Here is a 25,783-nt window from a genome sequence, read left to right as displayed (position 1 = left end):
TTTGGAGGAATAAAAAGGAGTAAATATTGATATAAATATATTTTTAATGATAGTAATTAAGTAAAAGAGGGGATGAAAAAAGGAATGCTCATCATGTATGAGTCATTCCTTTTTTCATAGATTAACTTGCCTGTTTTTTATTATTTTCTTTCAATTTCTCTGCTTGTAAAAAGCGATTCGTTTCAGCAACAACAATACTACTTAATCCAATCAAACCAATCAAGTTTGGAATTGCCATAAGTCCATTTGCAATATCAGCAAATGTCCATACGATTCCTAGCTTTAAATTAGCACCAATTGCAATCATGAAAATAAAGATTGCTTTATAATATTTAACTGCACTTTCTCCGAATAAATAAGCTACACATTTTTCTCCATAATACGACCAGCCTAAAATAGTAGAGTAGGCAAATAAAATAATTGCGATACCGAGAATCATACTACCAGCAGTACCGAATACAGATTGGAATGCAAGTGTTGTAGCTTCAACACCAGTTTTACCTGATTTCCAAGCGCCTGTAGTAATTAATACTAGTCCTGTAATTGTACATACAATAAACGTATCTAGAAAAGTACCAGTCATTGAAACTAAAGCTTGCTTTGCAGGCGAATCGGTTTTTGCCGCCGCCGCCGCAATTGGTGCACTCCCTAAACCAGCTTCGTTCGCAAATACACCACGCGCCATTCCGATTTGGATAGCTGATGCAACTGTTGCCCCAATAAAACCACCAGCAGCTGCTGTACCATTAAATGCACCAGAAAAAATAAGTGAAAATGCTTCTGGAATTTGGTCGTAGTGATAGAAAATAATTATAAGACCAGCAATTATATAAAAGAAAGCTTTAATAGGAACGACATATCCCGTCACTTTCCCGATTTTTTTTACACCGCCTAAAATAACAATTGCGATTAAAAATGACATTACTATACCAGTTAAAGCAGGAGGGAAAGAGAAATTAATTCGCATTGCCTCTGCAACTGAGTTAGATTGCACCATATTACCAATACCGAAAGAAGCAGTTGTACCAAATATAGCGAATAATATAGCAAGCCATTTCTTACCTAAACCACGCTCTAAATAATACATTGGTCCACCTGAATATTCACCATTTTCATTACTAACACGGTATTTCACTGCAAGTATTGCCTCTGCATACTTTGTTGCCATACCGAATAAAGCGGTAATCCACATCCAAAATATTGCACCAGGACCACCAATTGTAACCGCTGTTGCAACACCGGCTATATTACCCATACCAATCGTTGCGGCCATAGCTGTCATGAGTGCTTGGAAGTGACTAATATCTCCAGAAGAAGAAGTATCTTCTGATTTTTTAAACGCTAGTTTGTGAGCGTATAATAGTTTACTAAACTGTAAACCTTTCAAACGCACTGTGAGAATGATACCTGTTCCAACGAGTAGCAACAAAGTTGGTAATCCCCACACGTATTGATTTAGTTGTTCTAATACTTTACTTACTGTCTCCATCTTTATTCTCCTTTTTTAGAAAAAATAAAAACCACTTCAAGTAAATGAAATGGTCTCTGGAGAAACAAGGGATAGAAAAATAAACCGATACAATCGGCTTTTTCTTTCGCTTGTCTCTGTCCTTTTACCTGAGAGATTATCCGCTAAAGTAGCGGATTTGCTCCTTCGGTGCTCGTTTTCCTCCGCGCTCTATGAAAGCGAGAGGGAGTCTCTCCAGAGATTCGTCCCCATGCAGTTCTACTTGTAACCAAGACCTGAGAGTTTCAAAGCTGGTATAACAACTTTTTGCCCCGTCGGTAGATCAATAGACCTTCTCCTGAATGGTTCATCCGAATTATAAAATTTATAAACACATTGATTGTAAATCAATAAAAACATTATAGACATACAAATTGTGAATTGCAATCATTTTTTATTTTAAAATAGTAAATAGTTTTATTTTTTTGTAAGTCCTAATTTATCTTCAACTTCATTTAAAGTAGATAAAGCGATGACAATATGTTGATCCGCAAGTCCTAAAGCTTGTTTTGTTTTTTCAATAGTTTCATTGGTTGGAGTAGAGTTATTTGCTCCGTCTATAATCAAATTTGCTGCATTTTTCATGAAATTTGATGCGGATTTAAACTGAGTTGTGAATTGAAGTAGTTGTTTTTGTATATCTATATCTGTTATGTTTTCTTCAATTTTAAGCGTGTCTATTTCGTTCATAATTGTTTCGTACTGTTTGGAAACAGCACTCATTGTAACTAATAGTTTATTTCGATCTACTGAATCTCCATTCGTGTTAATCTCTTCCCAGGCAGGTAACCAATCTTTTTCGATGATGTCATTATAATGAGTAGTCAATTCATGAATTTTAGGTTGTAATTTCGTTTTGAAAGTTTTTGTCTCCGCTGTTTCTACAGTTGCTTTTTCGTTGTTATTTTTAACATTAGTAACATAGAAAATCGTACCGAAAATGATGAAAATAGAAATAACAACTGTCCATTTAGTAAAAAGTAATTTCTGCAATATGTAACGCCTCCAAAATTTAAAAACTTATAATTATAATATATAACAATGATGTTGTTTAAAGTAGAGAAAATAGGTTAGAAATAATTTAAATTATGTCTTTTCTATACACGAATAATTAAATTTAGTAAAATGATGAAAGCTATATGCGAGAAAAGAGGGTTTTTAGTGAAAATGAATAGAAGAAAACTGGTTTTAAGTATTTCAATGGCTATGTTATTAGTTGGTTTATTTGCACTCATATATGTAGACAAAGAATCTAAAATTAAAGATTTTCCAGTGCCAATGTCAGCAATCCATATTAACGATGATAATGAAGAGGACTATCAATATATAAGTGTAATGCCTATTACAAAGGCAAATGGATGGGAGAACTTAGGGGAAAACGGGCATACTGTTAGTTTTAAAAAAGGGGAAAGGAAGGTAGCAGTAGTACATTATCCGGGAGAAATTACGTATTATTTATTTGAGAAAAAGATGAATAAGGGAGATTAGCTAAAGATGTAATTCATTAAGAGTTACATCTTTTTTTATTCTGAATCATTTGAAATTAAATTCGATAGATGTTTTGATAGATGTAGTGATAAATATGATTAGTTCTATATGCCTATAAAGAGTATTAGGGTGATTATAAAAATATTATGTGAACTAATTATTGTGAGAAGAAGATAAATTATATGCTAAAGGGGGAATTAAAAATGTTACTAAAAACAATCTACTGTAAGGTGGAAGAAGAGAAAAAGAAATTGTTTTCAAATGCGCAAGAAAAATGGAGTGATATACGGCATCTAGATGGTTTTCATGGACAATTTGGTGGATGGTATGAAGATGAGGCATGTGTATTTACTTTATGGGAAGATAGAAGTACATATCAATCATTTATGAATGGTGCTCACGATACAATTTATTTAAATAGTAATCAAGAGGATACGTTTCTTTCGTGTGAAATTGAATTATTTCAAACGTTGTATGATATAACTGATACGCATTTGAAAGACGTTGTTACAGAAGGATCATTCGTAAGAGTTGCTATATGCGATGTAAAGGTGGAAAAGGAAAAGCATTTTTTACATAAGCAAGAAACAATTTGGAATAAAGGAATGGAAAAAGCAAAAGGAATGCTAGGTGGAGTAGTTGGGAAGTCTTTGAAAAATGAAAATCGTTACATAGTGTTAACGTATTGGAAAGATGAACAGACGCATCAACATTATGTGGAAGAGATTTTCCTAGATTTATATAAATTAGCTAATATTCATGAAGATATAGAAGAGATAAAAGGAAAACAAGCTGTATGTAAGGAAGAATGGCTTGTATATTAAACGCTGAAAAAGTGTATAAATGAATGTATAATAAAGATATTTTCTTATAAACAAGTAATTAATAGAAGACGTTATATACCCTTTCATGTTAATATATTTAAGTTATAATAGGAGGCTTACCCTTTTGTATTGTACGGTAGAAGCAGTGTGAGCTTGAAATTTTTTTAGAAAAGGATGTGCCTAATTTGCGTATCAATAAATTTATTAGTGAAGCTGGAAAAGCGTCTCGACGTGGAGCGGATAAACTAATTAATGAGAGAAGAGTAATTATTAACGGTAAGGTTGCAAAAATTGGTGACCAAGTGAACCCAGGTGATGATGTACGAGTAAATGGAGAGCAGCTTCGAATTGCTCGAGATCACGTATATATCGCTTTAAATAAACCAGTAGGTATTACATGTACGAGTGAAAAATCAGTAAAAGGTAATATTATCGATTTAGTGAACCATCCTTTACGAATTAGTCACATTGGACGTCTTGATAAAGACTCAGACGGTTTAATTTTGTTAACGAATGATGGTGATATTGTTAATGAAATTTTACGTGCTGAAAACAAACATGAGAAAGAATATATCGTTTCAGTAGATAAGCCAATTACACCTGATTTCTTAGAGAAAATGGCAGCGGGTGTTAAAATTTTAGGAACAAAAACGCTTCCTTGTGAGGTTACACAGTTATCAAAATATGAGTTCCAAATTATTTTAACACAAGGGCTAAATCGTCAAATTCGCCGTATGTGTGAAGCTTTAGGTTATCAAGTATACACGTTAAAACGTACGAGAATTATGAATATTGAATTGAATAATTTACCGGTTGGGCAGTGGAGAGATTTAACAAAGAAAGAGAAAAGACGTCTATTTGCAGACTTAAATTACGAACCACAAGATTGGTAAAATTGTGAAGTGAAACCAAAAAAATTTGGTTTCACTTTTTTAATTAAATAAATAATTTTTTTAAACACTTGCAAAAATAAAATGAATAAGATATATTAAATAACAATAAATGGATGTTTTACAAAAAGCAAAGAAAAGGACACGAGTTATTTTCCCCGGTTATACAGAGAAGGAAGGAAAGCTGAGAACTTCCTAACGCAGAAAAATAACTTACCACCTTAGAGCTGCACTAGGGAAATTAAGTATCTAGTGCCGTGTATGCGACGTTATCGCAAAAGAAGCCATTATGTTTTTTGTGATGGGAATCTGGGTGGAACCACGGATATAAGCATACTCGTCCCTATATTTAGGGATGAATATGCTTTTTTGCATTCAATTTCATAAAAAGCGAAGAAAAGGACACGAGTTATTTTCCCCGGTTATACAGAGAAGGAAGGAAAGCTGAGAACTTCCTAACGCAGAAAAATAACTTACCACCTTAGAGCTGCACTGGGGAAATTAAGTATCTAGTGCCGTATAAACGACGTTACCGTAAAAGAAGCCATTGCATTTTGTGATGGGAATCTGGGTGGAACCACGGGTAAAAGCACGCTCGTCCCTATGTTAGGGATGAGTGTGCTTTTTATTATGAAATGGAGAGATGAAAAATGAAAGAACAAATGATTGAAATTAAATTTCCAGATGGTAGCGTGAAAGAATTTGTAAAAGGAATTACTTTAGAAGAAATTGCGGGATCCATTAGCAGTAGTTTGAAAAAGAAAGCAGTCGCGGGGAAAGTGAATGATGGGTTATATGATTTACGCCGAAAGATTGAAGAAAATGCGGAAGTAGAAATCATTACTATAGATTCAAATGAAGGTGTAGAAATTACAAGACACTCTGCGGCACATATTTTAGCGCAAGCTGTAAAAAGAATGTATGGTGATATAAATCTTGGGGTGGGGCCTGTTATTGAAAATGGATTTTATTATGATATGGATCTTCCAAGTAGTGTAAACGTAGAAGATTTACGAAAAATCGAAAAAGAAATGAAAAAGATTATAAATGAAAATATAAAGATAGAACGAGTTGAGGTTTCTCGAGAAGAAGCAGCAAAACTGTTTCAAGAAATGAACGATCGCTTGAAATTAGAACTTTTAGAAGCAATTCCTAGTGGGGAAAGTGTAACACTATATAAACAAGGTGAATTTGTAGATTTATGTAGAGGGCCACATTTACCATTTACAGGTTATTTGAAAGCATTTCAATTAACTCACGTTTCCGGTGCATATTGGCGAGGTGATAGTAATAACCAAGTGCTTCAGCGCATATATGGTGTTGCATTCTCTTCTCAAAAAGAATTAGAAGAGTATTTACATTTCGTTGAAGAAGCAACAAAAAGAAATCATCGTAAGTTAGGCAATGAGCTTGAGTTATTTATGTTTTCTGAAGAGGCTCCGGGAATGCCGTTTTATTTACCGAAAGGACAAATGATTCGTAACGAATTGGAAGCATTTTTAAGAGAAATTCAAAAAGAGTACAATTATCAAGAAGTACGCACTCCGTTCATGATGAACCAAGAAGTATGGGAGAGATCAGGGCACTGGGGACATTATAAAGATAATATGTATTTCTCTGAAGTAGATAATAAAAGTTTTGCATTAAAACCGATGAACTGTCCAGGGCACATGCTTATGTTTAAAAATAAATTGCATTCTTATCGTGAATTACCGATTCGTATGTGTGAATTCGGTCAAGTACATCGCCATGAATTTAGTGGTGCGTTAAACGGATTATTAAGAGTACGTACTTTCTGCCAAGATGATGCACATTTATTTGTAACTCCAAAACAAATTGAAAATGAAATCAAATCCGTAATGGCGCAAATTGATTACGTATATAAAACTTTTGGATTCGAATATGAAGTAGAGCTTTCTACTCGTCCAGAAGACTCAATGGGTGATGATAAATTATGGGAGCAAGCAGAAGCAGCATTAGAAAATGTATTACAATCGCTAAATTATAAATATAGACTAAATGAAGGTGACGGTGCATTTTACGGGCCGAAAATTGATTTTCATATTAAAGATGCTTTAAATAGAAGTCACCAGTGCGGAACAATCCAGCTTGATTTCCAAATGCCAGAGAAATTTGATTTAAATTATATAGATGAAAATAATGAAAAGAAAAGACCAGTTGTTATTCACAGGGCAGTTTTAGGGTCATTAGATCGCTTCTTAGCAATATTAATTGAGCACTTTGGAGGTGCGTTCCCGGCATGGGTGGCACCAGTTCAAGTGAAAGTAATTCCAGTTTCAAATGCAGTACATGAACAATATGCCAATGAGATTGCACTTAAATTAGCACAAGCTGGAGTTCGTGTTGAACAAGATGCACGAGATGAAAAATTAGGATATAAAATAAGAGAAGCACAAATGCAAAAAGTACCGTATGTTCTTGTTATTGGAGATAAGGAAATGGAAAACGGAGCTGTAAATGTACGTAAATATGGGGAAGAGAAGTCAGAAGTTATTGCACTAGATGTATTTGTGGCAACTATTGAAGAAGAAATAAAGAATAGAAAATATTGATTGTAAAGAAAACACACTATTAGAAATTAGTGTGTTTTCTTTTTTATCTTACAAAAATGTAAGGTAAATGTAAGCGAAATCGAGGGAACGAGTTGTAGAAAAATGAGAATATGAAGTAGGAAATAGGTTCATGTTACAGGTGTAACTCTTATTGAATGAATAATTAAAAAAATCTTAAGGATTTACATGACAAAATAATAAGAAATATGTGAGAAATTAATTTTATACAAAAGGGATGGAGTGAAAGAGATGTCAACAAATGTAGTTACTGTAGAAAGTGTAGAAAAAACGTATGGAAAAAGAAATGAGAATCAGTCAAAAGCATTAAGGGGTGTATCGTTAAGTATTAAAGAAGGAGAATTTGTCGGGATTATGGGTCCTTCTGGGTCTGGAAAAACGACTTTACTTAATGTGATAAGTACACTTGACCAAGCGACAGGTGGTAGTGTGACGATAGCTGGTACAAATATTACTTCTATGAAGGGCAATGCGTTATCTGATTTTCGCTCTCAAAAATTAGGTTTCATTTTTCAAGATTTTAATCTACTAGAAAACTTATCAATTTATGAAAATATAGCTTTACCACTTTCTCTGCAAGGCGTACCATCAAGTGAGATTACTGGAAAGGTAAATGACGTTGCGAAGAAATTAGGAATTACTGAAATTTTAACAAAATATCCAACTGCTGTTTCTGGTGGACAAAAGCAAAGAACAGCGGCGGCAAGAGCTTTAGTACATAATCCAGCAATTGTATTAGCAGATGAACCGACAGGTGCGCTTGATAGTAAAAACGCAAAAAGTTTATTAGAAGCAATGCAAGATTTACATAAAAATCACAATGTAAGTATTTTGATGGTTACACATGATGCATTTAGTGCAAGTTATTGTGAGCGTATTTTATTTATTCAAGATGGTCTTCTTTATAAAGAATTAAATCGTCAAGGCACTAGAGAGAATTTCTATCAAGACATTTTAGGTGTGCTCGCTCATATGGGCTCAGCTGCTGAGTCTAAGTAGGGGGCGAAACTATGTTATTTAAATTATCACGTCATAGTATGAAAAAAATGTTAAAAGATTATATGGTTTTACTTATTGGCCTCGTTATTAGTATTAGTATTTTCTATATGTTCCAAACGATGGCGATGAATAGCGAATTTACGAAAGATAATAGCCTAATTAGTAGTATTAGACTCGTCTTTTGGGTAGGTGCAATACTATTATCTTTCATTACTGTATTTTATATTATATATGCCAACTCTTTCTTACTCACGTTAAGAAGAAAAGAACTCGGTATGTACATGATGCTTGGTGCAAAAAAGAAAAAAGTAGCACAGTTATTATTTATTGAAACATTCGGTATGGGTATTGTCAGTATTATTATCGGTATTTTAGTAGGGATGTTACTTGCAAGTGTAGCAGGAAACTTTTTAATGAATGGAATGGAAATTTCAGCAAAAGGTAGTTATGCATCTGTATACACACCAGCAATTTTAGTTACAGTTATTTTCTTCTTAATACTATTTTTCATTACTGGCTTAATGAACAGTGTCCGATTGTTACGTAAAACTGAACTAGAGTTAATTCGTGAAGATGAAACACTAGATGAAGTGAAGAAAAGTAAAACTCGCATTATTATAATGACAGTACTTGGTGTATTACTAGTAAGTATAGGGTACTATTTTATGATCAATGTAAAAATATATGCTGAATTAGGTTTTATTATAGCAACCATCGTTACAACACTTGGAACATATTTTATCTTTAGTTCATTACTCCCATTTTTTGTGATGAAAATTAAGGGGAATAAAAAACGAAATGAAACTGGTCTAAATAGTTTTACATATGCACAGCTACGCTTTCGAGTAAATAGTTTATCGAGAGTATTAGGTACTGTAGCGATGTTAATTGCATTAGGCGCAGGTGCGATGACGGCAGGTATGGCTTTCCAAAAAAATGTAGGTATTATGACAGACTTTTCTCGTGTATATGATGTTGTAATTCATGATCCGAATGATCAAGACAAAGCTGCCTTAAAAGAAATGGAAATTGTTGAAGAAAGCAAGTACAACTATAAAGTAGATGGAGAAGCGGTTTATTATTTACGTAACGACTTAACTGCGAAACCACCACTTGTTTCAGACCATTTTGATACAAAAACGTTAAAAGAGCCTGTTCGTAAACGTGTGACTGAACCTTTAACTGAACCTGTATATTCAGCTTTAGAGGCTCCTGAATTAGCAAAATTCCCTCGTATGCCAAAGGATTGGGAAGACGCAGTTGTAAGAGAGATACAAATTACGCATAATCAATTTAGCGGAAAACCAGTAAGAATTGCAGACGAAGAGCATTATAAAGGAATTCAAGGAACAGAACACACTGTAACATTAGCAAAAGTAGATGATATGAAAAAATATAAACCGTTATTGATCGAAATAGACAAGAGACAAAAAGCACAAATTGAAAAAGCAACAGGTGAAAAGGTAGACTTATTTACGAAAATGACAATTTATCAGTTTATGAACAGCTTCATGAGCGGAACAATGTTTATGGGATTTTTCCTCGGAATTGCCTTTTTAGCAATGATGGCAAGTTCCCTTATGTTCAAGATATTAACAGGTGCTTCTCGCGACATACGCCGTTATGAAATGTTACGAAAAATTGGTGTGAGACGCAGTATGTTAACGAAAAGTATATATAAAGAAATTTCATATTTATTTATCTTCCCAGCAATCATTGGCATTTCTCACGTTTTAGTAGGGCTTAACTTATTCAGCTTTATATTAGTTGACCCGTTTGTAAAAGTGTGGGTGCCAATTGGGATATTCTTAGTCATTTATTTCATCTATTACTGGATAACTGTTCAACTTTATAAAGGTATGGTAATGCCGAAAGAAGAGGTAGCTAAATAGTTTATCCCGCTATTTGCCAGGCAGCCCGATTGGTGAGGGCTGATTAAAGTTTTATTTTATGAAAAGAGTCCTTGTTTTGAAAATAGGGGCTCTTTTTTATGTTTTTTACAAATAACGAAAATATTAGATGATGGTCAAAAAATATAATATAACTTCTAATAAATGACTAAAATAATAATGTTTTGTCGAGAGAAACGATACGAAGTATGAAAGAAATACTACAGTTATTTCAAAACAAAGTATATGCATGTTTTTTCTAGGGAGCTATAGAGAAATAGAAAGAATAAAAAAGATAGCTGAAGACAAATTGTTTTCAGCTATCTTTTTTGTTTAATTTAGTGATGTCCAGCTAGTAGAGTAAACGCTATTATTAGGAGAAAACCACTAGTTGCCCACATTAGAAATGTAGGGAAAGAGAGCTGTTTCTTAGCTTTCCAAAGCATTTCATGAATTGTGACATATCCAAGTGAACCAATAGCACTTCCCATAATGAGTCCTTGCAGGTGAAGAGCTTTTCCTTCCATCAAAATGCCAAAAACTGTGCCAGTACCGAGAATAAGAGAAAGTAATAAAGTCGTTAATAAAAAGGAAATATATTTATGTTTTGTAAAAAGAAATGGAATAATTAAAGCTAATCCTTCTGGAATATGGTGAACGACAATTGCTATTAAAAAGGGAATGGCAGAGTCATTATGATTTATAAAAGCTGTACCTAACGCAAATCCACTAGGTATATTATGAATAAATATAGCGAAAGAGAGAAAAAGGAAGGTTTGCCATGCTTGTTGATCTTTTTTATGTATCATTGGATGGTGACAATAGTTATCTAATAAGCTCATAACTAAAATACCGATGGCTATACCAAGTATAGGCCCAATCATTTCGTAGCTTGAAAATGTTTCAGGAATAATTTCAAGGGATAAAAGCCCAAGTAAAATACCGCCACATAATGCGTATAAACGATGCATCTTTTCTTCAATGAGTTGGCGTGTTGCTACTCCAACAGCACCGCCTAATAGTAATCCACCAAATGAAAAAAACGTAACAATCATTGGAATCCATAATCGTTCCATAGTATCACACTCCGATTCTTCCACTTATTTTTAGCTTACGAAAAGGAAAGTTAGAATAGTCCAAGTAATTGTGTTTGAGTATAGAGAAAAAAGTAGTGATTCGTTATAATCTATATATTAAACTTAAGTGAGGAAATGAAAAGGGGAATTGGTTATGCAACAAATTAAAAAAATAGGAAACTCATTTTGGTATATGACACCTGTTTCTGAAACAGATAGACCTATCTTAGGAATGGTCGTTGGACAAGAAAAAACGTTAATGATTGATGCAGGGAATTCAGAAGAACATGCACAATTATTTTTAGAAATGTTAAAAGAACAAAATGTATCGAATCCAGATTTCGTAGCACTAACCCATTGGCATTGGGATCATATTTTTGGATTGCCTGTACTACAAGATGCATTGTCTATTGCACATTCTGAAACGAAAAAAGAGATGCGTACACTTGTTTCTTATGAATGGACAGATGAAGCTTTGGACGCACGCGTAAAAGAGGGTACTGAAATTGCATTTTGTGCGGATTGCATAAAAAAAGAGTTTGAAGAAAAAGCGAGAAATATTAACATTATTCCTCCGACCTTAACGTTCCAGAATCAAATGGAATTAGATCTTGGTGAAGTGACATGCGTGTTAAAACATGTGGGCGGAGATCATGCACATGATTCAGTTGTTATTTACGTGAAAGAAGAAAAGATATTATTTTTAGGAGACTGTATATATGCAGATATTTTTTCTTCGAAGTGGAACTATACGACGAAAAGAACGTTTGCATTAATAGATGAATTAGAAAAATTTGATGCTGAGACATATATTCTTTCTCATGGAGAAGCGATAAATCGAGAGGAGTTTTTACAAGAGATTCGTATGTTAAAAACAGTAGGAACTTATACAAAAATGCATAAAGGCGATGAAGAGAAGATAAAGGCAGCGTATAAACAAGAACTAGAAAGAGAATTAAATGAAGATGAGTTAGAAACAATAACTTATTTTGTCAATGGTTATGAAATGAATAATCAATAAGACACTACATTAATCCAATATAATTAAATTGCACAAAAAGAGTATTGAAATTTAATTCAATACTCTTTTAAATATTAAGTCCCAAGCAATTTCTAAATTTTTTGGCTGGTTCATCATCTGGATTTATACCACTTTCAAAACTAGTAGTGAAAGGTAACCACTGCCAATCTTCGCATCCTACAAAAGCTACTCTTGACCAATTCTCAATGAATTCAATGAAATTATTCGCAATCTTATACCCATGTCCTTCTCCATCGTCGTGGCTTAGGTAAATTATTGGAGCATCTATATCATCTTTCATATCAAATGCTAAATAATCTCCATTTCCCACTTCACAAAATGCTAATTTGTTGTGCCAAACTACATCATATTCATCATCTAGATTTGAAAAAAACTCGTCAATCAAGTCTTTACGTTCTTTTTCGAATTCAGAAAGACTTTCTAAACTCCAGTGGGGTGTTCCGCAAAAAATATCAGTAAGTTCATTTGGTAGCTCTACATCGTCAGGTAAAAACCAGCGTAAGCTAAAATTTCCTGAGAACTCTAAAAGTACCTTTTTGAAGCTATTTGGTAGTTTAATACCCAGTTTTTCTTCTACTTGGATTATTTGTTCAAGGGAAGATGGTTCATCTATACAAACTTCTTGAACTTCACCACCTATGTATTTAATTCTAGAAGTTATAATTTCTATTCGTTCTTTTAGTAACTCATAATCCATCTTATCACCTCATGTTATATTAATTAAAGTATATCATTCTTAATAAATTTTTTTCGTGTTATTGAGGTTTCAAGTAGCAGCTTTTTTAGCTAATTTAGTAATATATTCAAAGAATACATCACGTTTTACATCATAAACGACATTTACAGGTCGTCCATCAGCAGTTTCCTCTGTACGCCCCTGGCTTGGTCCGTATGTATGAACGATACTATTAATCGTTTGAGTTTTTGCGAGGTTAGTGTTTCCGACAAGCGCAGTTGTTAGTACATCCCACAAGTAGTAAGTAGAGTTCGTTGAAAAGTGAACGAGGGGAGGAACCATCGCATAGCATTGGCCAAGGAAATCTACACCAATATACTTTCGTTCTTTTGCCCAACGTTCACGTATGTCTATAGTTAATGGAACTTGGTTTGTACTTTCTAGTGTCACTAAGTCGATTTCAATTTTTGATTCCCATACACGAGCCACTGCTTCAGGGTCCCAAAATGAATTCCACTCAGCTGTTCCGTCATGCTCTGGTTCATGTACATTGCCTGCGGTAAGAAATGTACCACCCATCCAAACGAGACGTTCAATTTTATCTTCTATGATGGGAGTTTCATATAATGCACGAGCAAGGTCAGTTAGGGGCCCAGTAAATAATAAAGTTGTTTTTCCTTCCGTTTGTAGAAGCGTTTCTATTAAATGATGATGCGCGGGTTTTGCCACCACGGGTGTTACAACTTTTCCAGACTCATTTAAAATTGGTAGAGCATCTACATAAAATGCATGCATCCGCCAGTCTTTTGGAAACGGGTTTTGCCCGCGAGAGTTTGAAGCGGCTACTGCAATATTACCTTTGCCGAAGCGATCAATAATTTTCCGACTTGCAGACATTGCGGGTTCTAAATAGCAGTCTGCTGGGATAACAGATACACCGGTAAGTTCAACGTTTTCCATTTGAAGTAATAAAAATAATGAAATTAAATCATCTACGCCGCCATCATGATTGAAGTACACTTTTTTCTTCATTGTAATCTCCATCCTATATGATTTAGTTAGAAATTAAATATGAATTGAGGAGAAGTCATCAATAATTTCCACCACTTCAATTTCTCCATTAATCAGTAGCTCAGGAAGTTCATTTCTAATATTTCCTTTCCAATACTTTCTAGCTTGTTCGATTTTTTGAGAAAAAGGAATACCATCTTCTTTTGGTAAAAGATTCCCGTCACCTTCAAAAGAACTTCCGATTACTCGTAGTTTAACAATCTGTAAAACTTCTCGATTGTAAGAATCAAATAATGCTTTCCATTTTAAAGCATCTTCATAGCTTTTTGCAGCGTATAAACAAGATAACCTGGAAGGATATTCAGGGAATTCTTGTAGTCTAACCATTTCTACAATTGTTTCTCTAGCTGCTCTAATTGTTTGATTCATATAACTCATGACTACTTTAGCATTTTCATTATTTATATGTAATTCGTTATTTTTATAGTGTTTATTTAAAATTTGTATGCCATCTTCACCACTAGCATTTAATTGTTCTCTTTCAAAAAAGAAGTGATATAGAGTATTGTGTTGATTTTTGTTAAAAGGAATCATTTGTCCGATATGCATTTTTTTCCTTGTTACGATGTGATATGCGTAAAATTCTGTTTCATTCATGGTTATCCTCCTAGTAATAATGTAATGCAATGTTAAATTTAGTAATTCAACATTGAAATATATAAAACCTTTATAAGTAAAAGTGAGAATTTGAGTTGAAAGTAAAGAAAATACATGAAAACGTTTTAAATTTGTTCACAAAATGTTCACTTACGAAGGGGGTTCCAATGTCGATATAATGACAAAGACTCAAAGAGAGAGGATGATGAAATTTGCCAACAACAAGAAAAGAAAACCTCCAATTTGGCATGATGATGTGCCTTGGAATGGTTATCGTAATGACGTTTTACAATTTACTAATGAATGAAACAGGAGGACCAATTTATATTAAAGAGATTGCATTAGAACTATTAATTGGCTTTAATATTGCGCTATTAATTGAAATAAGTATAGTTGGACCTTGTGCGAAAAAAATTGTATTCATGTTGCCATTTGATAAATCGAAAAAAGTAAATATTATTATTGCGATGGCGACAGCTATGGTTATTGGAATGGTTTTCTTCATGTCGTTTTATGGAATGGCAATGATGTATTTTCATAATGGATTACATGGTGAATCTTTTGTTTCAATGTATTTCTCAATTTTTATTAAAAACTTCATTATGGCGTATCCATTACAATTAATTATTATGGGGCCGCTTGTGCGTTTCTTATTTGGAAAGTTTGTTTTGAAGAATAAACCTATTAATGTAGCGTAATTATAATTATTAAAATTATATATAATAATATAAAGATAAAAATACATCTCAATTATTTTGAGGTGTGTTTTTTTATGGTCATTCGCAGTTATTTTCATACTGATGTGACATTTGTCCTTTTGTTTATATAGGATTATAGCTTTTAATTAAGTCAGAAATAAAAGATGAGGAGATGATTTTTTGAAAGGCATTGTATTTGCTGTATTTGCTGGCATATTTATTACACTTCAAGGCACATTTAATGCGAAACTTAGTTCACATATTGGTATATGGTCGACAAGTATTATTACGCATTTAATTGGATTCCTTATTGCAACAACTGTATTTTTGTTAAAGAAAGAAGAGAAAGTAACAGATTTAAAGAGTGTGAAAAAAGTATATTTAGCAGCGGGTGCATTTGGTGGATTCATTATTTGTGCAGAAACTATGGCGATATATGCATTAGGAGTTACATTGACAGCCGGCACACTAATGGTTGCTCAATTGTTAACGGCAACAGTTATTGAAATGAAAGGACTGTTTCATATAAAAAAGATACAGATGGAGAGATATCATATTGTGGGAACAATAGTAATGATTATAGGTATTGTTGTATTTAATATGTAAATGAAAGGGGAAATGAATATGGAGGATAGATCAGGTTTAATTACGCATTATTTAAAAAACAATAAAACACTCGAGGTTTTTTCAGAAATAGATACAGCTTATTTTCAATTAAATCACTTTGAAAAAGGCGAGCTTATTTGCAATATAGATGACGAAATGGATCGTTTATATTTTGTTGTTAAAGGGAAAGTAAAAGTTTATACGATTACACCTGAAGGGAAGAAACTAATTCTTCGCTTTATCAATCCATTGGCCATTGTTGGTGATATTGAACTAATTCAAAATAGCAAAGCACATAATGTCGTTGAGGCTTGTTCAGATGTTGTAGCAATCTGTATTTCTAATACGGTTATTAGAAACAAGTTATTACATGATCCTATATTTATGAAGTTCTTGCTTGAAAACATTGCGAACACGTTAAAAATATCGACTCGTTTTACTGCTCTTAATTTACTGTATCCTGTAGAAGTACGTGTAGCTAGTTATTTACTTTCAATTTCAACAGATAGTAACGGGAATATGTATAAAGGGGATTTGAATGCAACTTCGGTAACGAGTATTGCAGATTTTATAGGGGGAAGTTATAGGCACGTAATTCGGGTATTACAAAGATTTTATAATGAAAAACTAATTGAAAAGAGTAATGGAGTTATTGTAATTAAAGATTTTTCTAGAATGAAGGAAGTCGCTAAAGATAATATATATGAGCAATGAAAGGGAGAGGAAGATTTTGATTGGATTTAGTTTAGCTATATTAGCAGGAATATTAATTAGCGTACAATCTGTTTTTAATGCAAAAGTAAATGAAAATGTAGGACAGTGGTTAACGACTACATGTGTCCTTGGAATAGGTCTCATTAGCTCTATTCTATTTTATATCATTACAGAAAACAGTATTAACATTAAAGTGTATACTACAAATTATTTGTTTTATGTAAGTGGACTGTTTGGCATCGGGTTAATTATTTGTATAATGGGTGCAATAAAGAGCTTAGGTCCAGCATATACGGTGCTAATTAGTCTTATTACTCAATTGGTCGTTGCATTATGCATTGATACATTTGGATTATTTGGAATGGAGAGCATTCCTTTACAAGTAAATAAATTAGTTGGTATAGGTTTATTAATTGTGGGAGTAGGAATTTTTAAAAATCTATTTTCGAATAAGAGAGCTATTAGAATAACTGAGGATGAGATTTAAAGGCTATAAGGATGTTAATAATCAGATTATAGATGTTTATGTATTGGGGAAGGCATTTCATACATGTCTCTGTTAGTGAAGGGTTTATATATATTTGATAAAAAAACGTGAATTAGCCATTAGTGTAGTTGAAAAGAAGACGTCAATAAGTTGAGGTCTTCTTATGTATTGTTCTGAGGTTATCTGAACTTAAGTATAAGGGGATGAGAAGTGGTTTAAGTTAAGAAGAATATGACCGAAAATAAAATATTACTAAACATATATAACTAATGAATACAATGTCTTTTTCAGTTATTAAGTTGTAAATCATTTTATGATAAAATCTTTTACATAATTTAATAAAGGGGTAGTATTCAATGGGTTATTTCTCAAATGGTTTATTAGTTTTGTTTGTGCTAATCGTATGCAGTTGTATATTTTTTGGTTGATAATATAATGAGAGTCTTACATAAAAGAAGTTATCTCAAGTGAGATAACTTCTTTTTATTTTATGTTGAGAAGGAATTCTATCTTTCTTATTGAAGTTTGTTCTAGTTATTTTTACATCGATCAGATTTGTGTAAAGGGAATTTTATGAAATATAAACAAGCCAGAGAATAGGGAGTATTTACATGGAGAATAGTATACGCTACACAAGTGAACATCCTACAGATTTTAATGGATTATTATCCTTATACGAATCTTTAGGATGGAATTCTCTTAAATTAACGGTTAACGAGTTAGAACGAATGTGTAAGCAAAGTTGGTATGCAATTTATGTTTTTGATGATAAGAGGTTAGTAGGGATGGGGCGTGTCATATCAGATGGAGTCATAACAGGCATTATTTGTGGAGTTGGTGTATTGCCAAAATATCAGTCTAGTGGCATCGGAAAAGAAATAGTGAAACGATTAATCCATCACTGCGAACAAAACAAGGTTATTCCGCAACTTATGTGTGTGGAAAAATTGCAATCTTATTATGAATCTATAGGGTTTGAAGCATTCTCTATTGGGATGACAAAACATATTATGAGATAGCGGTGCTTTATATTTTCAGTTTACTCGTACATATTTTCAAACTTCAGTTATAAAGGAGAATTGCTGTATGGAGATTGCTGAAGGGGTAGAAATGTTACAACTTAAATTTCAAGAATTTATCATTCACCCAATTCTTTTATGGAATGATGAAATGGCAGTTTTAATAGATACTGGTTTTCCTGGACAATTCGAAGATATACAAGTAGAGATGGAGAGAGTTGGGGTATCTGTTGATAAGCTAAAAGTTGTGATTTTGACACACCAGGATATAGATCATATAGGTAGCCTTCCTGATGTATTGGAGAATGGTGTAAGCGATATTAAAGTATATGCGCACGAGTTAGATAAGCCATATATTGAGGGAGATTTACCTTTATTGAAAGATGTACATGTAGAGAATCCACCAAAAGGAAAAGTGAGTGGCACAGTGATTGACGGGCAAGAACTTCCGTATTGCGGTGGAATACTAATTCTCCATACTCCAGGGCATACTCCGGGGCATATTAGTTTATATTTGAAACAAAGTAAAACTCTTATTGCAGGAGACTCGATGTATAGTGTGAATGGAAAGTTAGGAGGAATTCACGCCCCAACAACTTTAAATATTAAAGAAGCGCAGGAGTCTTTGAAGAAGTATTTAAATCTAGATATTAAATCTGTAGTTTGTTACCACGGGGGATTAAGTAAGGGGAATATAAAGATTCAACTTCAAAATTTGTAAAAGTCGAAGATAATAATTTTTTGATAATGGATGCTAAAGTGTAGTCTAATTATTGGTATATACATAAAACACTTAAATGATAAAAAAGCATGTTTGAAGAAATACAAACATGCTTTTTTATTAAAGGAAACCCATGTAATTTTAACGTCCTAATCCGTTCCAATAAAAAGAAACGATTTCTTGTGCTAATTCATCTATATTTGTAAGAATAGGATTGTCATTTTCATCTTTAAAATTCCCAATTGATAATAAAGATACGAATGCATGAGCGGCAAATTTAGGGTTTCCTTTTTGGATTTCTCCAAATTGCATCGCTTTAGCGAGTGCTTTTTCTAACACTTCATACATGCTATCTTCAGCTTTTTTTAATTCCTTCAATTGTTCTTCAGATAACGACAGTTTTGCATCTTTCATAAAATTTTTCATATCGATATCCATTGTGGCATGTAAGTAAACTTTAGCAAAGTTTAATAATCTCTCTTCTAAAGTATTGTTTGTAGAGAGTATTTGCCACATATTCTCACGTATACGTACCATCATTTGAATCATAGTAGCGGTAAATAAATCTGCTTTTGTTGAATAGTAATAGTAGACGGTTGCTTTTGTAACACCACAAACTTTTGCTACTTCCTCCATAGAAACGACTTGATAATTTTGAGTAAGAAATAACCGAGTTGCAACTTCTAAAATGGTTTCTTTTGTAGATTTTGTATTTTTATTTTGACGCGGCCTTCCGAGAGGACGTTGTTTTTGTTCCAAATACATTCGCTCCTGACATTTATGATTGAGATAATTATAACATAATTTTCAATCATTCTTGATTAATTAACCGACCAGTATATATAATTAATAGTGGAGGAAAAAAGGAAGGTGGGTTTTTTATGAAAAAGCACCCGTTACATATGTTAGGGAGGCTTGTAGCAGGTAAAAATACGCAATGGATCACTTTATCGGTATGGATTCTTATTACATTATTACTTTCATTTACGTTACCACAAGTAAATAGTACGAAAGAACCGAACCCGAAAAATTTACCCGAAACAGCTATGTCGCAGCAAGCGGAAGCACTTATGAAAAAAGAGTTTCCGAATAATGCAGGGAATCCTTTATTAGTAGTATGGTATAGAGATGGTGGATTACAGTCGCAGGATTATAAACTCATACAAGACGTTTATAAAGAGTTAAAAGCTAGTCCTTTAAAGGAACAATCAACGTTACCACCATTTGATACAATCCCGGAACAAGTATTATCAAAAAGTGCATCAAAAGATGGTACATCATTTGTTACACCAGTATTCTTTAACAAGTCAGCTGGAACAGATATATTAAAAGGAAATCTTGATGATTTAAGAAAGATAGTGAATAGTAAGGTGGATGTAGATCCATTTAAACAAAAAATAAGTGATTCTGGATTACATGTTCGATTATCTGGACCAGTAGGCATTCAAACAGATGCAGTTAGTTTATTTAGTCAAGCAGATGTGAAATTGTTAGTGGCTACTGTACTACTAGTGTTAGTTTTGTTAATTTTACTGTATCGTTCACCAATTTTAGCGATTTTACCTATACTTGTTGTTGGCTTTGCATACGGTATTATTAGTCCTACACTCGGTTTTTTAGCTGATCACGGATGGATTAAAGTAGATGCCCAAGCGATATCAATTATGACAGTATTATTGTTTGGCGCTGGAACGGACTATTGTCTATTTTTAATTTCGAGATATAGAGAGTACTTGTTAGAAGAAGAAAGTAAATATAAAGCATTGCAACTTGCGATTAAAGCATCTGGCGGTGCAATAATAATGAGTGCGTTAACTGTTGTACTTGGATTAGGAACATTACTACTTGCTCATTATGGTGCCTTTCATCGATTTGCAGTACCATTTAGTGTTGCTGTATTTATAATGGGAATCGCGGCTTTAACGATTTTACCAGCACTATTATTAATTTTCGGTAGAATTGCATTTTTCCCGTTTATACCGAGAACAACTTCAATGAATGAGGAGTTTGCAAGAAAGAAAAAGAGGGCTGTAAAAGTTAAAAAATCAAAAGGCTCTTTTAGTAAAAAACTTGGAGATATTGTAGTACGAAGACCATGGACAATAATTATGCTAACTGTATTTGTATTAGGTGGATTGGCTTCATTCGTACCACGTATTCAATACACATATGACTTATTAGAGTCGTTTCCAAAAGATATGCCTTCACGCGAAGGTTTTACGTTAATTAGTGATCATTTTTCAGCTGGTGAACTAGCACCAATAAAAGTTGTTGTTGATACGAAAGGAAAAGAGCTTCCTATTAAACAAGAACTAGAGAAATTTTCTTTCGTAAATACAGTGAAAGAGCCAAAAGAGGGAAAAGAAAATAAGCAAATACAAATGTATGAAGTTTCTTTAGCAGAAAATCCATACGCAATTGAAGCATTAGATCAAATCCCTAAATTGAAAAGCAGTGTAGAAAAAGTATTAAAAGATGCTGGGATTAGTAATGCTGAAGAGCAATTGTGGATTGGTGGAGAAACAGCTTCATTATATGATACAAAGCAAATTACTGAACGTGATGAATCAGTAATTATTCCAGTAATGATTAGCATTATCGCTTTACTATTACTTGTCTATTTACAATCGGTTGTTGCAATGGTTTATTTAATTGTAACTGTTGTCTTATCATTCTTCTCAGCGTTAGGAGCAGGATGGATATTACTTCATTACGGTATGGGAGCGCCGGCCATTCAAGGTGCGATACCGTTGTACGCATTCGTATTTTTAGTTGCTTTAGGTGAAGATTATAATATCTTTATGGTTTCAGAAATATGGAAAAACAGAAAGACACAAAATCACTTGGATGCAGTAAAAAATGGTGTAATACAAACAGGTAGTGTTATTACATCGGCAGGTTTAATTTTAGCAGGAACTTTTGCAGTGTTAGGTACACTTCCAATTCAAGTATTAGTTCAATTTGGTATTGTAACTGCAATTGGCGTATTACTAGATACATTTATCGTAAGACCGTTACTTGTACCCGCAATTACAGTTGTGTTAGGCCGATTTGCTTTTTGGCCAGGTAAACTTTCAAGAAAGAGTGAAGAAATACAAAAGGTGGATGCATAGTTAAAAAAGCCAAGGATATTTTCCTTGGCTTTTTTCAATGTAGTTAATTAATTTTTTGAAGTTAAATCATCAGCTGCAGCGTGATCAGCATCTTCAATTGTTGTTTCGGGCATTCCGTATAAGCCGTTCATTGCTTGTTCTTCGATAGTAAGATTTGCAGTATTATTATTTTGAATAGATGTAGTGTTTTCAGTAACATTTTCTTTTTTATTCATATTTTTGTTATTCATGTATGTATCCTCCAAATTTCATTTGATTTATCTATAGTATGTGGATGGATTTCCAGAAATATGTGAATTGATTCTTACAGCCCTTTCCGAACGGGAAAGCCCATCGCCTTTAGGCATGGGATGAAAGTGAGGTTGGATACGGAGTACCACTAAAAATCGCTAAGTTTGTGGTACTTTAAGTATCCAAAATATTGGTATCTTTTGTGGTGTAGTTTAAAAGTAAACTGATACAATGTGAATATGATAAATGATTATAGAAGAACCAAAACAACTGTGTCATTAATTAACTACCATTTTGTGTTTTGCCCGCGATACAGAAGAAAAATTTTTCTTAACACAAAAGTAGAAGAACGTTTCAAAGAGTTGGTTCAAGAAATATGCGGAGAAATGGATGTTGCTATTGTCGCAATGGAATGCGACAAAGACCACGTTCACTTGTTCTTAAATACACTACCAACACTTAGTCCTGCTGACACAATGGCGAAAATTAAAGGAGTGACATCGAAGCGTTTGAGAGGAGAGTTTCCTCATCTTCAACACTTGCCAAGTCTATGGACACGTTCCTATTTTGTTTCTACTGCTGGAAATGTATCGACTGAGACAATTAAACAGTATGTTGAAAATCAAAAGACGAGGGGGTGAAAATTGTGTCACAAACAATCACAGTCAAAGTTAAATTGCTTCCAACAAAAGAACAAATTCAGTTATTGGAACAAAGTAGCTATGAGTATATCAAAGTCATTAATACACTTGTATCTGAAATGGCTGAAGCGAAGAAGAGCACTAAGAAAAGTACAAAAGATGTTGAAGCGAATCTTCCAAGCGCAGTGAAGAACCAAGCAATTAAAGACGCTAAAAGTGTGTTTTCTACAAAGGTGAAAAAAAGTAAATACAAAGTTATTCCGATTCTAAAGAGACCTGTTTGTGTATGGAACAATCAAAACTATTCGTTTGACTTCACGCACATTTCAGTTCCACTCATGGTAAATGGAAAATCAACTCGCTTAAAGGTTCGTGCTTTATTAACTGATAAATATAATCGCAATTTTAATTTGTTAACACACAAGTTAGGTACACTTCGTATCACGAAGAAATCTAATAAGTGGATTGCTCAAATATCTGTCACAATTCCTACAAATGAAAAAACAGGAACGAAGATTTTAGGGGTAGATTTAGGTCTTAAAGTCCCTGCGGTAGCCATCACAGACGATGAGAAAGTTCGTTTCTTCGGCAATGGTAGACAAAACAAATATATGAAACGTAAGTTTCGTAGTGTTCGTAAGAAGTTAGGTGAAAATAAGAAATTAAATGCCATTCGACAACTTGATGATAAAGAACAAAGATGGATGCAAGACCAAGACCACAAAGTAAGTCGTGAAATCATTGACTTTGCAACCGATAATAACATTTCTGTTATTCGTTTAGAACAACTAACGAATATTAGACAGACGGCAAGAACAAGCCGTAAAAACGAGAAAAATCTACACACTTGGTCATTCTATCGTTTAGCACAATTCATTGAATACAAAGCGAATTTAGTTGGTATTAAGGTAGAATATGTGAACCCTGCTTATACAAGTCAAACATGTCCGAAATGTTCTGAAAAGAACAAAGCACCAGACAGAAAATACAAGTGCCGATGTGGATTTGAGAAACATCGTGATATTGTTGGGGCGATGAATATTCGCTACGCAACTGTGATTGATGGTAACAGTCAATCAGCCTAAGATGCTATACGCACTGTCTTAGGAGGGGCAATGAGATGCCCTCATCTTGAAGTCTGTTCAAAACAGAAATGGACTGCGAACGTTTAGTCATTCAAGAATCACACCCGTCAATCCGTAAGGATTAGGGCTTGCGACTTTAGTCGTGGGAGTCTCAAATATGTTATATAATTAAATGAATAATTAGGGTGAGTTGTAAACTGTTAGGAGTGAACAAGTATGGTGAAAGCAAGGGAATTAGCCTTCTAAAATAAAAAGAAAATTTTAGGAGGCTATTAGAATGAAGTTCCATGTAATTGATAGAGAAGATTGGAATAGAGAGCAGTATTTTGAGCATTATTTAAAGTTGAAATGTACATTTAGTATGACTGTGAATGTTGATATCACGATGTTATTAGGGGAAGTATATCAAAAGGGAATAAAATTTTATCCCGTTTTTATATATTTAATTTCTAGAGTAGTAAATAATCATAAAAAATTTCGAACATGTTTTAACGATGAAGGAGTTTTAGGCTATTGGGAGGAGATGATACCGAGTTATACAATCTTTCATAAAGATGATAAGTCTTTTTCAAGTATATGGACGGATTATTCAAGTGATTTCCGCACTTTCTATAATAATTATGAAGACGATATGAGATGCTATGCTAATGTTCATGGTCTTTTCACGAAAGAAAATATTCCGCCTAATGTATTTCCTATTTCTAGCATACCTTGGACTAGTTTTACTGGATTTAATCTTAATATTAATAATGATGAAAATTTTCTATTGCCAATTATAACTTGTGGGAAATATTTTAACGAAGGAAACAAGGTTATGCTACCAGTTTCATTACAAGTACATCATTCGGTTTGTGATGGATATGATGCGAGTCAATTTATAGAAGATTTACAGCAGTTAAGTAATACTTGCAACGAGTGGCTTAAGTAATATCTAATTTTTAATTATATAAAGTGAAACTTTAATCAGTGGGGTGTCAGCCCCCGCTGATTATTAGCCCGACCCCCACCTAACTTCTTTGCTTTCGCTGAATTTTGAGGTGGGGGTCTTACTGCCCGGCAAATAGCGGGATAAAATTGAAAATGAATAAAAGAAGAGAACATGTTTATATTACATGGTCTCTTTTTATTATTCATTAATACTAAGTAATCGTGGAAAATATAGGGTGATTTGTAGTTTAATAGTAAAGAGAGTGATTAGTGTTAATTTTCTTTGTTTTTAAGAATTTAAGGATATAAATGTTTTAATAGGGGGAATAAAGTGAAATTCGTAAGCATTGAAAAAGATGAGATCTTAATTGGGAATATGGCAAAATTGTATTGTAAAGTATTTGAAAAAACAAATTTCAATGAAATGATCGAGCGAATGAATAGGCATATAGAATATACAGGTTTTAAAGGTATAGTAGCAATAAATGATGAAAATGAAGTAGTTGGCTTTACTTATGGTTATCGCTCAATGGAGGGACAGTACTATAATCAATTAATGAGAGAAGCGTTACATCTAGAGCAAGTAGACGAATGGTTACAAGATTGTTTTGAATTTGTAGAGTTAGCAGTCCACCCACAATATCAAAATGAAGGTCTTGGAACGAAATTACATAATGAATTACTAGAAGGGATTCCAAATAGAACGAGTGTTTTAACAACACAAATAAACAATGAAAAAGCACGTTCGTTATATGAAAGATTAGATTGGGTAAATGTATTAGAACCATTTCATCCAAGTAAAAATGATGTTCCATATGTAATAATGGGAAAAGCATTAAAAACAAAAGTGAATTGATAATTATGCCATTCACAAAAATGGTTGGTTTGTAA

The 25,783-nt window shown here is 33.3% G+C and carries 26 protein-coding genes, 1 riboswitch and 2 other annotated features; of the genes, 18 read left to right on the top strand and 8 right to left on the bottom strand.

Annotated elements, in window-relative coordinates:
* Positions 1 to 121: 121 nt before the first annotated feature.
* Both ACTFO4_RS18765 and ACTFO4_RS18760 read right to left on the bottom strand, forming a co-directional pair.
* Positions 122 to 1,489 carry an alanine/glycine:cation symporter family protein gene (locus ACTFO4_RS18765; protein WP_000451037.1) on the bottom strand — a complete coding sequence of 456 codons (1,368 nt, stop codon included), beginning with the start codon at positions 1,487 to 1,489 and terminating at the stop codon, positions 122 to 124.
* A gap of 106 nt (positions 1,490 to 1,595) precedes the next feature.
* Positions 1,596 to 1,716, bottom strand: a riboswitch (glycine riboswitch).
* Between the two features lie 208 nt (positions 1,717 to 1,924).
* Positions 1,925 to 2,500, bottom strand: a complete 576-nt coding sequence (locus ACTFO4_RS18760; protein ID WP_001170889.1) for a hypothetical protein — start codon at positions 2,498 to 2,500, stop codon at positions 1,925 to 1,927.
* Positions 2,501 to 2,632: 132 nt separating this feature from the next.
* Between ACTFO4_RS18760 and ACTFO4_RS18755 the strand changes: the two genes are divergently transcribed.
* The 6 genes from ACTFO4_RS18755 to ACTFO4_RS18730 all read left to right on the top strand — a co-directional run bounded on the left by ACTFO4_RS18755 (position 2,633) and on the right by ACTFO4_RS18730 (position 10,191).
* A complete protein-coding gene (locus ACTFO4_RS18755) occupies positions 2,633 to 2,995 on the top strand; it encodes a hypothetical protein (protein ID WP_002197739.1) in 363 nt (120 codons plus the stop codon).
* A gap of 203 nt (positions 2,996 to 3,198) precedes the next feature.
* Positions 3,199 to 3,819: a YdbC family protein gene (locus ACTFO4_RS18750; RefSeq protein ID WP_078420646.1), complete on the top strand. Its 621-nt coding sequence runs from the start codon at positions 3,199 to 3,201 to the stop codon at positions 3,817 to 3,819.
* Between the two features lie 185 nt (positions 3,820 to 4,004).
* Positions 4,005 to 4,712: a 23S rRNA pseudouridine(2604) synthase RluF gene (rluF, locus tag ACTFO4_RS18745; RefSeq protein WP_001222171.1), complete on the top strand. Its 708-nt coding sequence runs from the start codon at positions 4,005 to 4,007 to the stop codon at positions 4,710 to 4,712.
* A gap of 121 nt (positions 4,713 to 4,833) precedes the next feature.
* Positions 4,834 to 5,057 (top strand) — a binding site (T-box leader).
* A gap of 36 nt (positions 5,058 to 5,093) precedes the next feature.
* Positions 5,094 to 5,315 (top strand) — a binding site (T-box leader).
* Positions 5,316 to 5,359: 44 nt separating this feature from the next.
* Positions 5,360 to 7,282 (top strand): threonine--tRNA ligase, encoded by a 1,923-nt coding sequence (gene thrS / locus ACTFO4_RS18740; protein WP_410987865.1) that lies wholly within the window; start codon positions 5,360 to 5,362, stop codon positions 7,280 to 7,282.
* Between the two features lie 249 nt (positions 7,283 to 7,531).
* Positions 7,532 to 8,299 carry an ABC transporter ATP-binding protein gene (locus tag ACTFO4_RS18735; protein WP_000106428.1) on the top strand — a complete coding sequence of 256 codons (768 nt, stop codon included), beginning with the start codon at positions 7,532 to 7,534 and terminating at the stop codon, positions 8,297 to 8,299.
* 11 nt (positions 8,300 to 8,310) lie between these two features.
* Positions 8,311 to 10,191: an FtsX-like permease family protein gene (locus tag ACTFO4_RS18730; RefSeq protein WP_061457165.1), complete on the top strand. Its 1,881-nt coding sequence runs from the start codon at positions 8,311 to 8,313 to the stop codon at positions 10,189 to 10,191.
* 335 nt (positions 10,192 to 10,526) lie between these two features.
* Here ACTFO4_RS18730 and ACTFO4_RS18725 read toward each other — a convergent pair whose 3' ends face one another.
* A complete protein-coding gene (locus ACTFO4_RS18725; protein WP_078420643.1) occupies positions 10,527 to 11,264 on the bottom strand; it encodes a ZIP family metal transporter in 738 nt (245 codons plus the stop codon).
* Between the two features lie 154 nt (positions 11,265 to 11,418).
* Between ACTFO4_RS18725 and ACTFO4_RS18720 the strand changes: the two genes are divergently transcribed.
* Entirely contained in the window at positions 11,419 to 12,285 is an 867-nt protein-coding gene (locus ACTFO4_RS18720; protein WP_061457167.1) for an MBL fold metallo-hydrolase, read from the top strand.
* A gap of 67 nt (positions 12,286 to 12,352) precedes the next feature.
* Here ACTFO4_RS18720 and ACTFO4_RS18715 read toward each other — a convergent pair whose 3' ends face one another.
* The 3 genes from ACTFO4_RS18715 to ACTFO4_RS18705 form a co-directional block, all read right to left on the bottom strand.
* Positions 12,353 to 13,003, bottom strand: a complete 651-nt coding sequence (locus ACTFO4_RS18715; protein WP_017674090.1) for an SMI1/KNR4 family protein — start codon at positions 13,001 to 13,003, stop codon at positions 12,353 to 12,355.
* Between the two features lie 69 nt (positions 13,004 to 13,072).
* Complete coding sequence (locus ACTFO4_RS18710) at positions 13,073 to 14,026, bottom strand: nucleoside hydrolase (protein ID WP_088338814.1); 954 nt, start codon at positions 14,024 to 14,026, stop codon at positions 13,073 to 13,075.
* Positions 14,027 to 14,047: 21 nt separating this feature from the next.
* Entirely contained in the window at positions 14,048 to 14,650 is a 603-nt protein-coding gene (locus ACTFO4_RS18705) for a DUF2441 domain-containing protein (protein ID WP_086402013.1), read from the bottom strand.
* Between the two features lie 212 nt (positions 14,651 to 14,862).
* On the opposite strand from ACTFO4_RS18705, the gene ACTFO4_RS18700 reads away from it, so the two are divergent.
* From ACTFO4_RS18700 to ACTFO4_RS18675, 6 genes are all read left to right on the top strand, one after another.
* Positions 14,863 to 15,348, top strand: coding sequence for a DUF2798 domain-containing protein (locus ACTFO4_RS18700; protein ID WP_440014079.1), 486 nt, complete (start codon positions 14,863 to 14,865; stop codon positions 15,346 to 15,348).
* 180 nt (positions 15,349 to 15,528) lie between these two features.
* Complete coding sequence (locus ACTFO4_RS18695) at positions 15,529 to 15,954, top strand: DMT family transporter (RefSeq protein ID WP_000676415.1); 426 nt, start codon at positions 15,529 to 15,531, stop codon at positions 15,952 to 15,954.
* Positions 15,955 to 15,972: 18 nt separating this feature from the next.
* The gene (locus ACTFO4_RS18690) at positions 15,973 to 16,668 is read left to right on the top strand and encodes a Crp/Fnr family transcriptional regulator (protein ID WP_440014077.1); all 696 of its coding nucleotides are present in this window, start codon (positions 15,973 to 15,975) and stop codon (positions 16,666 to 16,668) included.
* A gap of 16 nt (positions 16,669 to 16,684) precedes the next feature.
* The gene (locus ACTFO4_RS18685; protein ID WP_017674086.1) at positions 16,685 to 17,155 is read left to right on the top strand and encodes a DMT family transporter; all 471 of its coding nucleotides are present in this window, start codon (positions 16,685 to 16,687) and stop codon (positions 17,153 to 17,155) included.
* Positions 17,156 to 17,766: 611 nt separating this feature from the next.
* Positions 17,767 to 18,174: a GNAT family N-acetyltransferase gene (locus ACTFO4_RS18680; protein WP_017674085.1), complete on the top strand. Its 408-nt coding sequence runs from the start codon at positions 17,767 to 17,769 to the stop codon at positions 18,172 to 18,174.
* A 67-nt stretch (positions 18,175 to 18,241) separates the two neighbouring features.
* On the top strand, positions 18,242 to 18,895 hold the full coding sequence (locus ACTFO4_RS18675) for an MBL fold metallo-hydrolase (RefSeq protein ID WP_000401455.1): 654 nt from the start codon (positions 18,242 to 18,244) through the stop codon (positions 18,893 to 18,895).
* A gap of 141 nt (positions 18,896 to 19,036) precedes the next feature.
* Here the strand turns inward: ACTFO4_RS18675 and ACTFO4_RS18670 are convergent, their stop codons facing one another.
* Complete coding sequence (locus ACTFO4_RS18670) at positions 19,037 to 19,654, bottom strand: TetR/AcrR family transcriptional regulator (RefSeq protein WP_017674084.1); 618 nt, start codon at positions 19,652 to 19,654, stop codon at positions 19,037 to 19,039.
* 122 nt (positions 19,655 to 19,776) lie between these two features.
* Between ACTFO4_RS18670 and ACTFO4_RS18665 the strand changes: the two genes are divergently transcribed.
* Positions 19,777 to 22,008 carry an MMPL family transporter gene (locus tag ACTFO4_RS18665; RefSeq protein ID WP_017674083.1) on the top strand — a complete coding sequence of 744 codons (2,232 nt, stop codon included), beginning with the start codon at positions 19,777 to 19,779 and terminating at the stop codon, positions 22,006 to 22,008.
* A 47-nt stretch (positions 22,009 to 22,055) separates the two neighbouring features.
* Here ACTFO4_RS18665 and ACTFO4_RS18660 read toward each other — a convergent pair whose 3' ends face one another.
* Positions 22,056 to 22,238 (bottom strand): DUF4021 domain-containing protein, encoded by a 183-nt coding sequence (locus ACTFO4_RS18660; RefSeq protein ID WP_001060657.1) that lies wholly within the window; start codon positions 22,236 to 22,238, stop codon positions 22,056 to 22,058.
* A 240-nt stretch (positions 22,239 to 22,478) separates the two neighbouring features.
* Here ACTFO4_RS18660 and tnpA point away from each other — a divergent pair, with 240 nt between their 5' ends.
* The 4 genes from tnpA (at position 22,479) to ACTFO4_RS18640 (ending at position 25,748) form a co-directional block, all read left to right on the top strand.
* Positions 22,479 to 22,880, top strand: a complete 402-nt coding sequence (gene tnpA / locus ACTFO4_RS18655) for an IS200/IS605 family transposase (protein ID WP_000606465.1) — start codon at positions 22,479 to 22,481, stop codon at positions 22,878 to 22,880.
* A gap of 5 nt (positions 22,881 to 22,885) precedes the next feature.
* Positions 22,886 to 23,965, top strand: coding sequence for an RNA-guided endonuclease TnpB family protein (locus ACTFO4_RS18650; RefSeq protein ID WP_000084148.1), 1,080 nt, complete (start codon positions 22,886 to 22,888; stop codon positions 23,963 to 23,965).
* Positions 23,966 to 24,242: 277 nt separating this feature from the next.
* A complete protein-coding gene (gene catA, locus ACTFO4_RS18645) occupies positions 24,243 to 24,893 on the top strand; it encodes a type A chloramphenicol O-acetyltransferase (protein ID WP_017674082.1) in 651 nt (216 codons plus the stop codon).
* A 330-nt stretch (positions 24,894 to 25,223) separates the two neighbouring features.
* Positions 25,224 to 25,748 (top strand): GNAT family N-acetyltransferase, encoded by a 525-nt coding sequence (locus tag ACTFO4_RS18640; RefSeq protein ID WP_000673968.1) that lies wholly within the window; start codon positions 25,224 to 25,226, stop codon positions 25,746 to 25,748.
* Positions 25,749 to 25,783 lie beyond the last annotated feature (35 nt).

The organism is Bacillus cereus group sp. MYBKT14-1 (genome assembly GCF_051915185.1).
GTDB lineage: Bacteria > Bacillota > Bacilli > Bacillales > Bacillaceae_G > Bacillus_A > Bacillus_A cereus.
This window is presented reverse-complemented; position numbering and strand designations above follow the sequence as displayed.

Bases quoted from the DNA above. Each gene is read 5' to 3' on its own strand.
- ACTFO4_RS18765 (WP_000451037.1), bottom strand. From the start codon at position 1,489: ATGGAGACAGTAAGTAAAGTATTAGAACAACTAAATCAATACGTGTGG.
- ACTFO4_RS18755 (WP_002197739.1), top strand. From the start codon at position 2,633: ATGATGAAAGCTATATGCGAGAAAAGAGGGTTTTTAGTGAAAATGAAT.
- ACTFO4_RS18750 (WP_078420646.1), top strand. From the start codon at position 3,199: ATGTTACTAAAAACAATCTACTGTAAGGTGGAAGAAGAGAAAAAGAAA.
- thrS (WP_410987865.1), top strand. From the start codon at position 5,360: ATGAAAGAACAAATGATTGAAATTAAATTTCCAGATGGTAGCGTGAAA.
- ACTFO4_RS18735 (WP_000106428.1), top strand. From the start codon at position 7,532: ATGTCAACAAATGTAGTTACTGTAGAAAGTGTAGAAAAAACGTATGGA.
- ACTFO4_RS18730 (WP_061457165.1), top strand. From the start codon at position 8,311: ATGTTATTTAAATTATCACGTCATAGTATGAAAAAAATGTTAAAAGAT.
- ACTFO4_RS18725 (WP_078420643.1), bottom strand. From the start codon at position 11,264: ATGGAACGATTATGGATTCCAATGATTGTTACGTTTTTTTCATTTGGT.
- ACTFO4_RS18720 (WP_061457167.1), top strand. From the start codon at position 11,419: ATGCAACAAATTAAAAAAATAGGAAACTCATTTTGGTATATGACACCT.
- ACTFO4_RS18715 (WP_017674090.1), bottom strand. From the start codon at position 13,003: ATGGATTATGAGTTACTAAAAGAACGAATAGAAATTATAACTTCTAGA.
- ACTFO4_RS18710 (WP_088338814.1), bottom strand. From the start codon at position 14,026: ATGGAGATTACAATGAAGAAAAAAGTGTACTTCAATCATGATGGCGGC.
- ACTFO4_RS18705 (WP_086402013.1), bottom strand. From the start codon at position 14,650: ATGAATGAAACAGAATTTTACGCATATCACATCGTAACAAGGAAAAAA.
- ACTFO4_RS18690 (WP_440014077.1), top strand. From the start codon at position 15,973: ATGGAGGATAGATCAGGTTTAATTACGCATTATTTAAAAAACAATAAA.
- ACTFO4_RS18680 (WP_017674085.1), top strand. From the start codon at position 17,767: ATGGAGAATAGTATACGCTACACAAGTGAACATCCTACAGATTTTAAT.
- ACTFO4_RS18675 (WP_000401455.1), top strand. From the start codon at position 18,242: ATGGAGATTGCTGAAGGGGTAGAAATGTTACAACTTAAATTTCAAGAA.
- ACTFO4_RS18665 (WP_017674083.1), top strand. From the start codon at position 19,777: ATGAAAAAGCACCCGTTACATATGTTAGGGAGGCTTGTAGCAGGTAAA.
- ACTFO4_RS18660 (WP_001060657.1), bottom strand. From the start codon at position 22,238: ATGAATAACAAAAATATGAATAAAAAAGAAAATGTTACTGAAAACACT.
- tnpA (WP_000606465.1), top strand. From the start codon at position 22,479: ATGATAAATGATTATAGAAGAACCAAAACAACTGTGTCATTAATTAAC.
- catA (WP_017674082.1), top strand. From the start codon at position 24,243: ATGAAGTTCCATGTAATTGATAGAGAAGATTGGAATAGAGAGCAGTAT.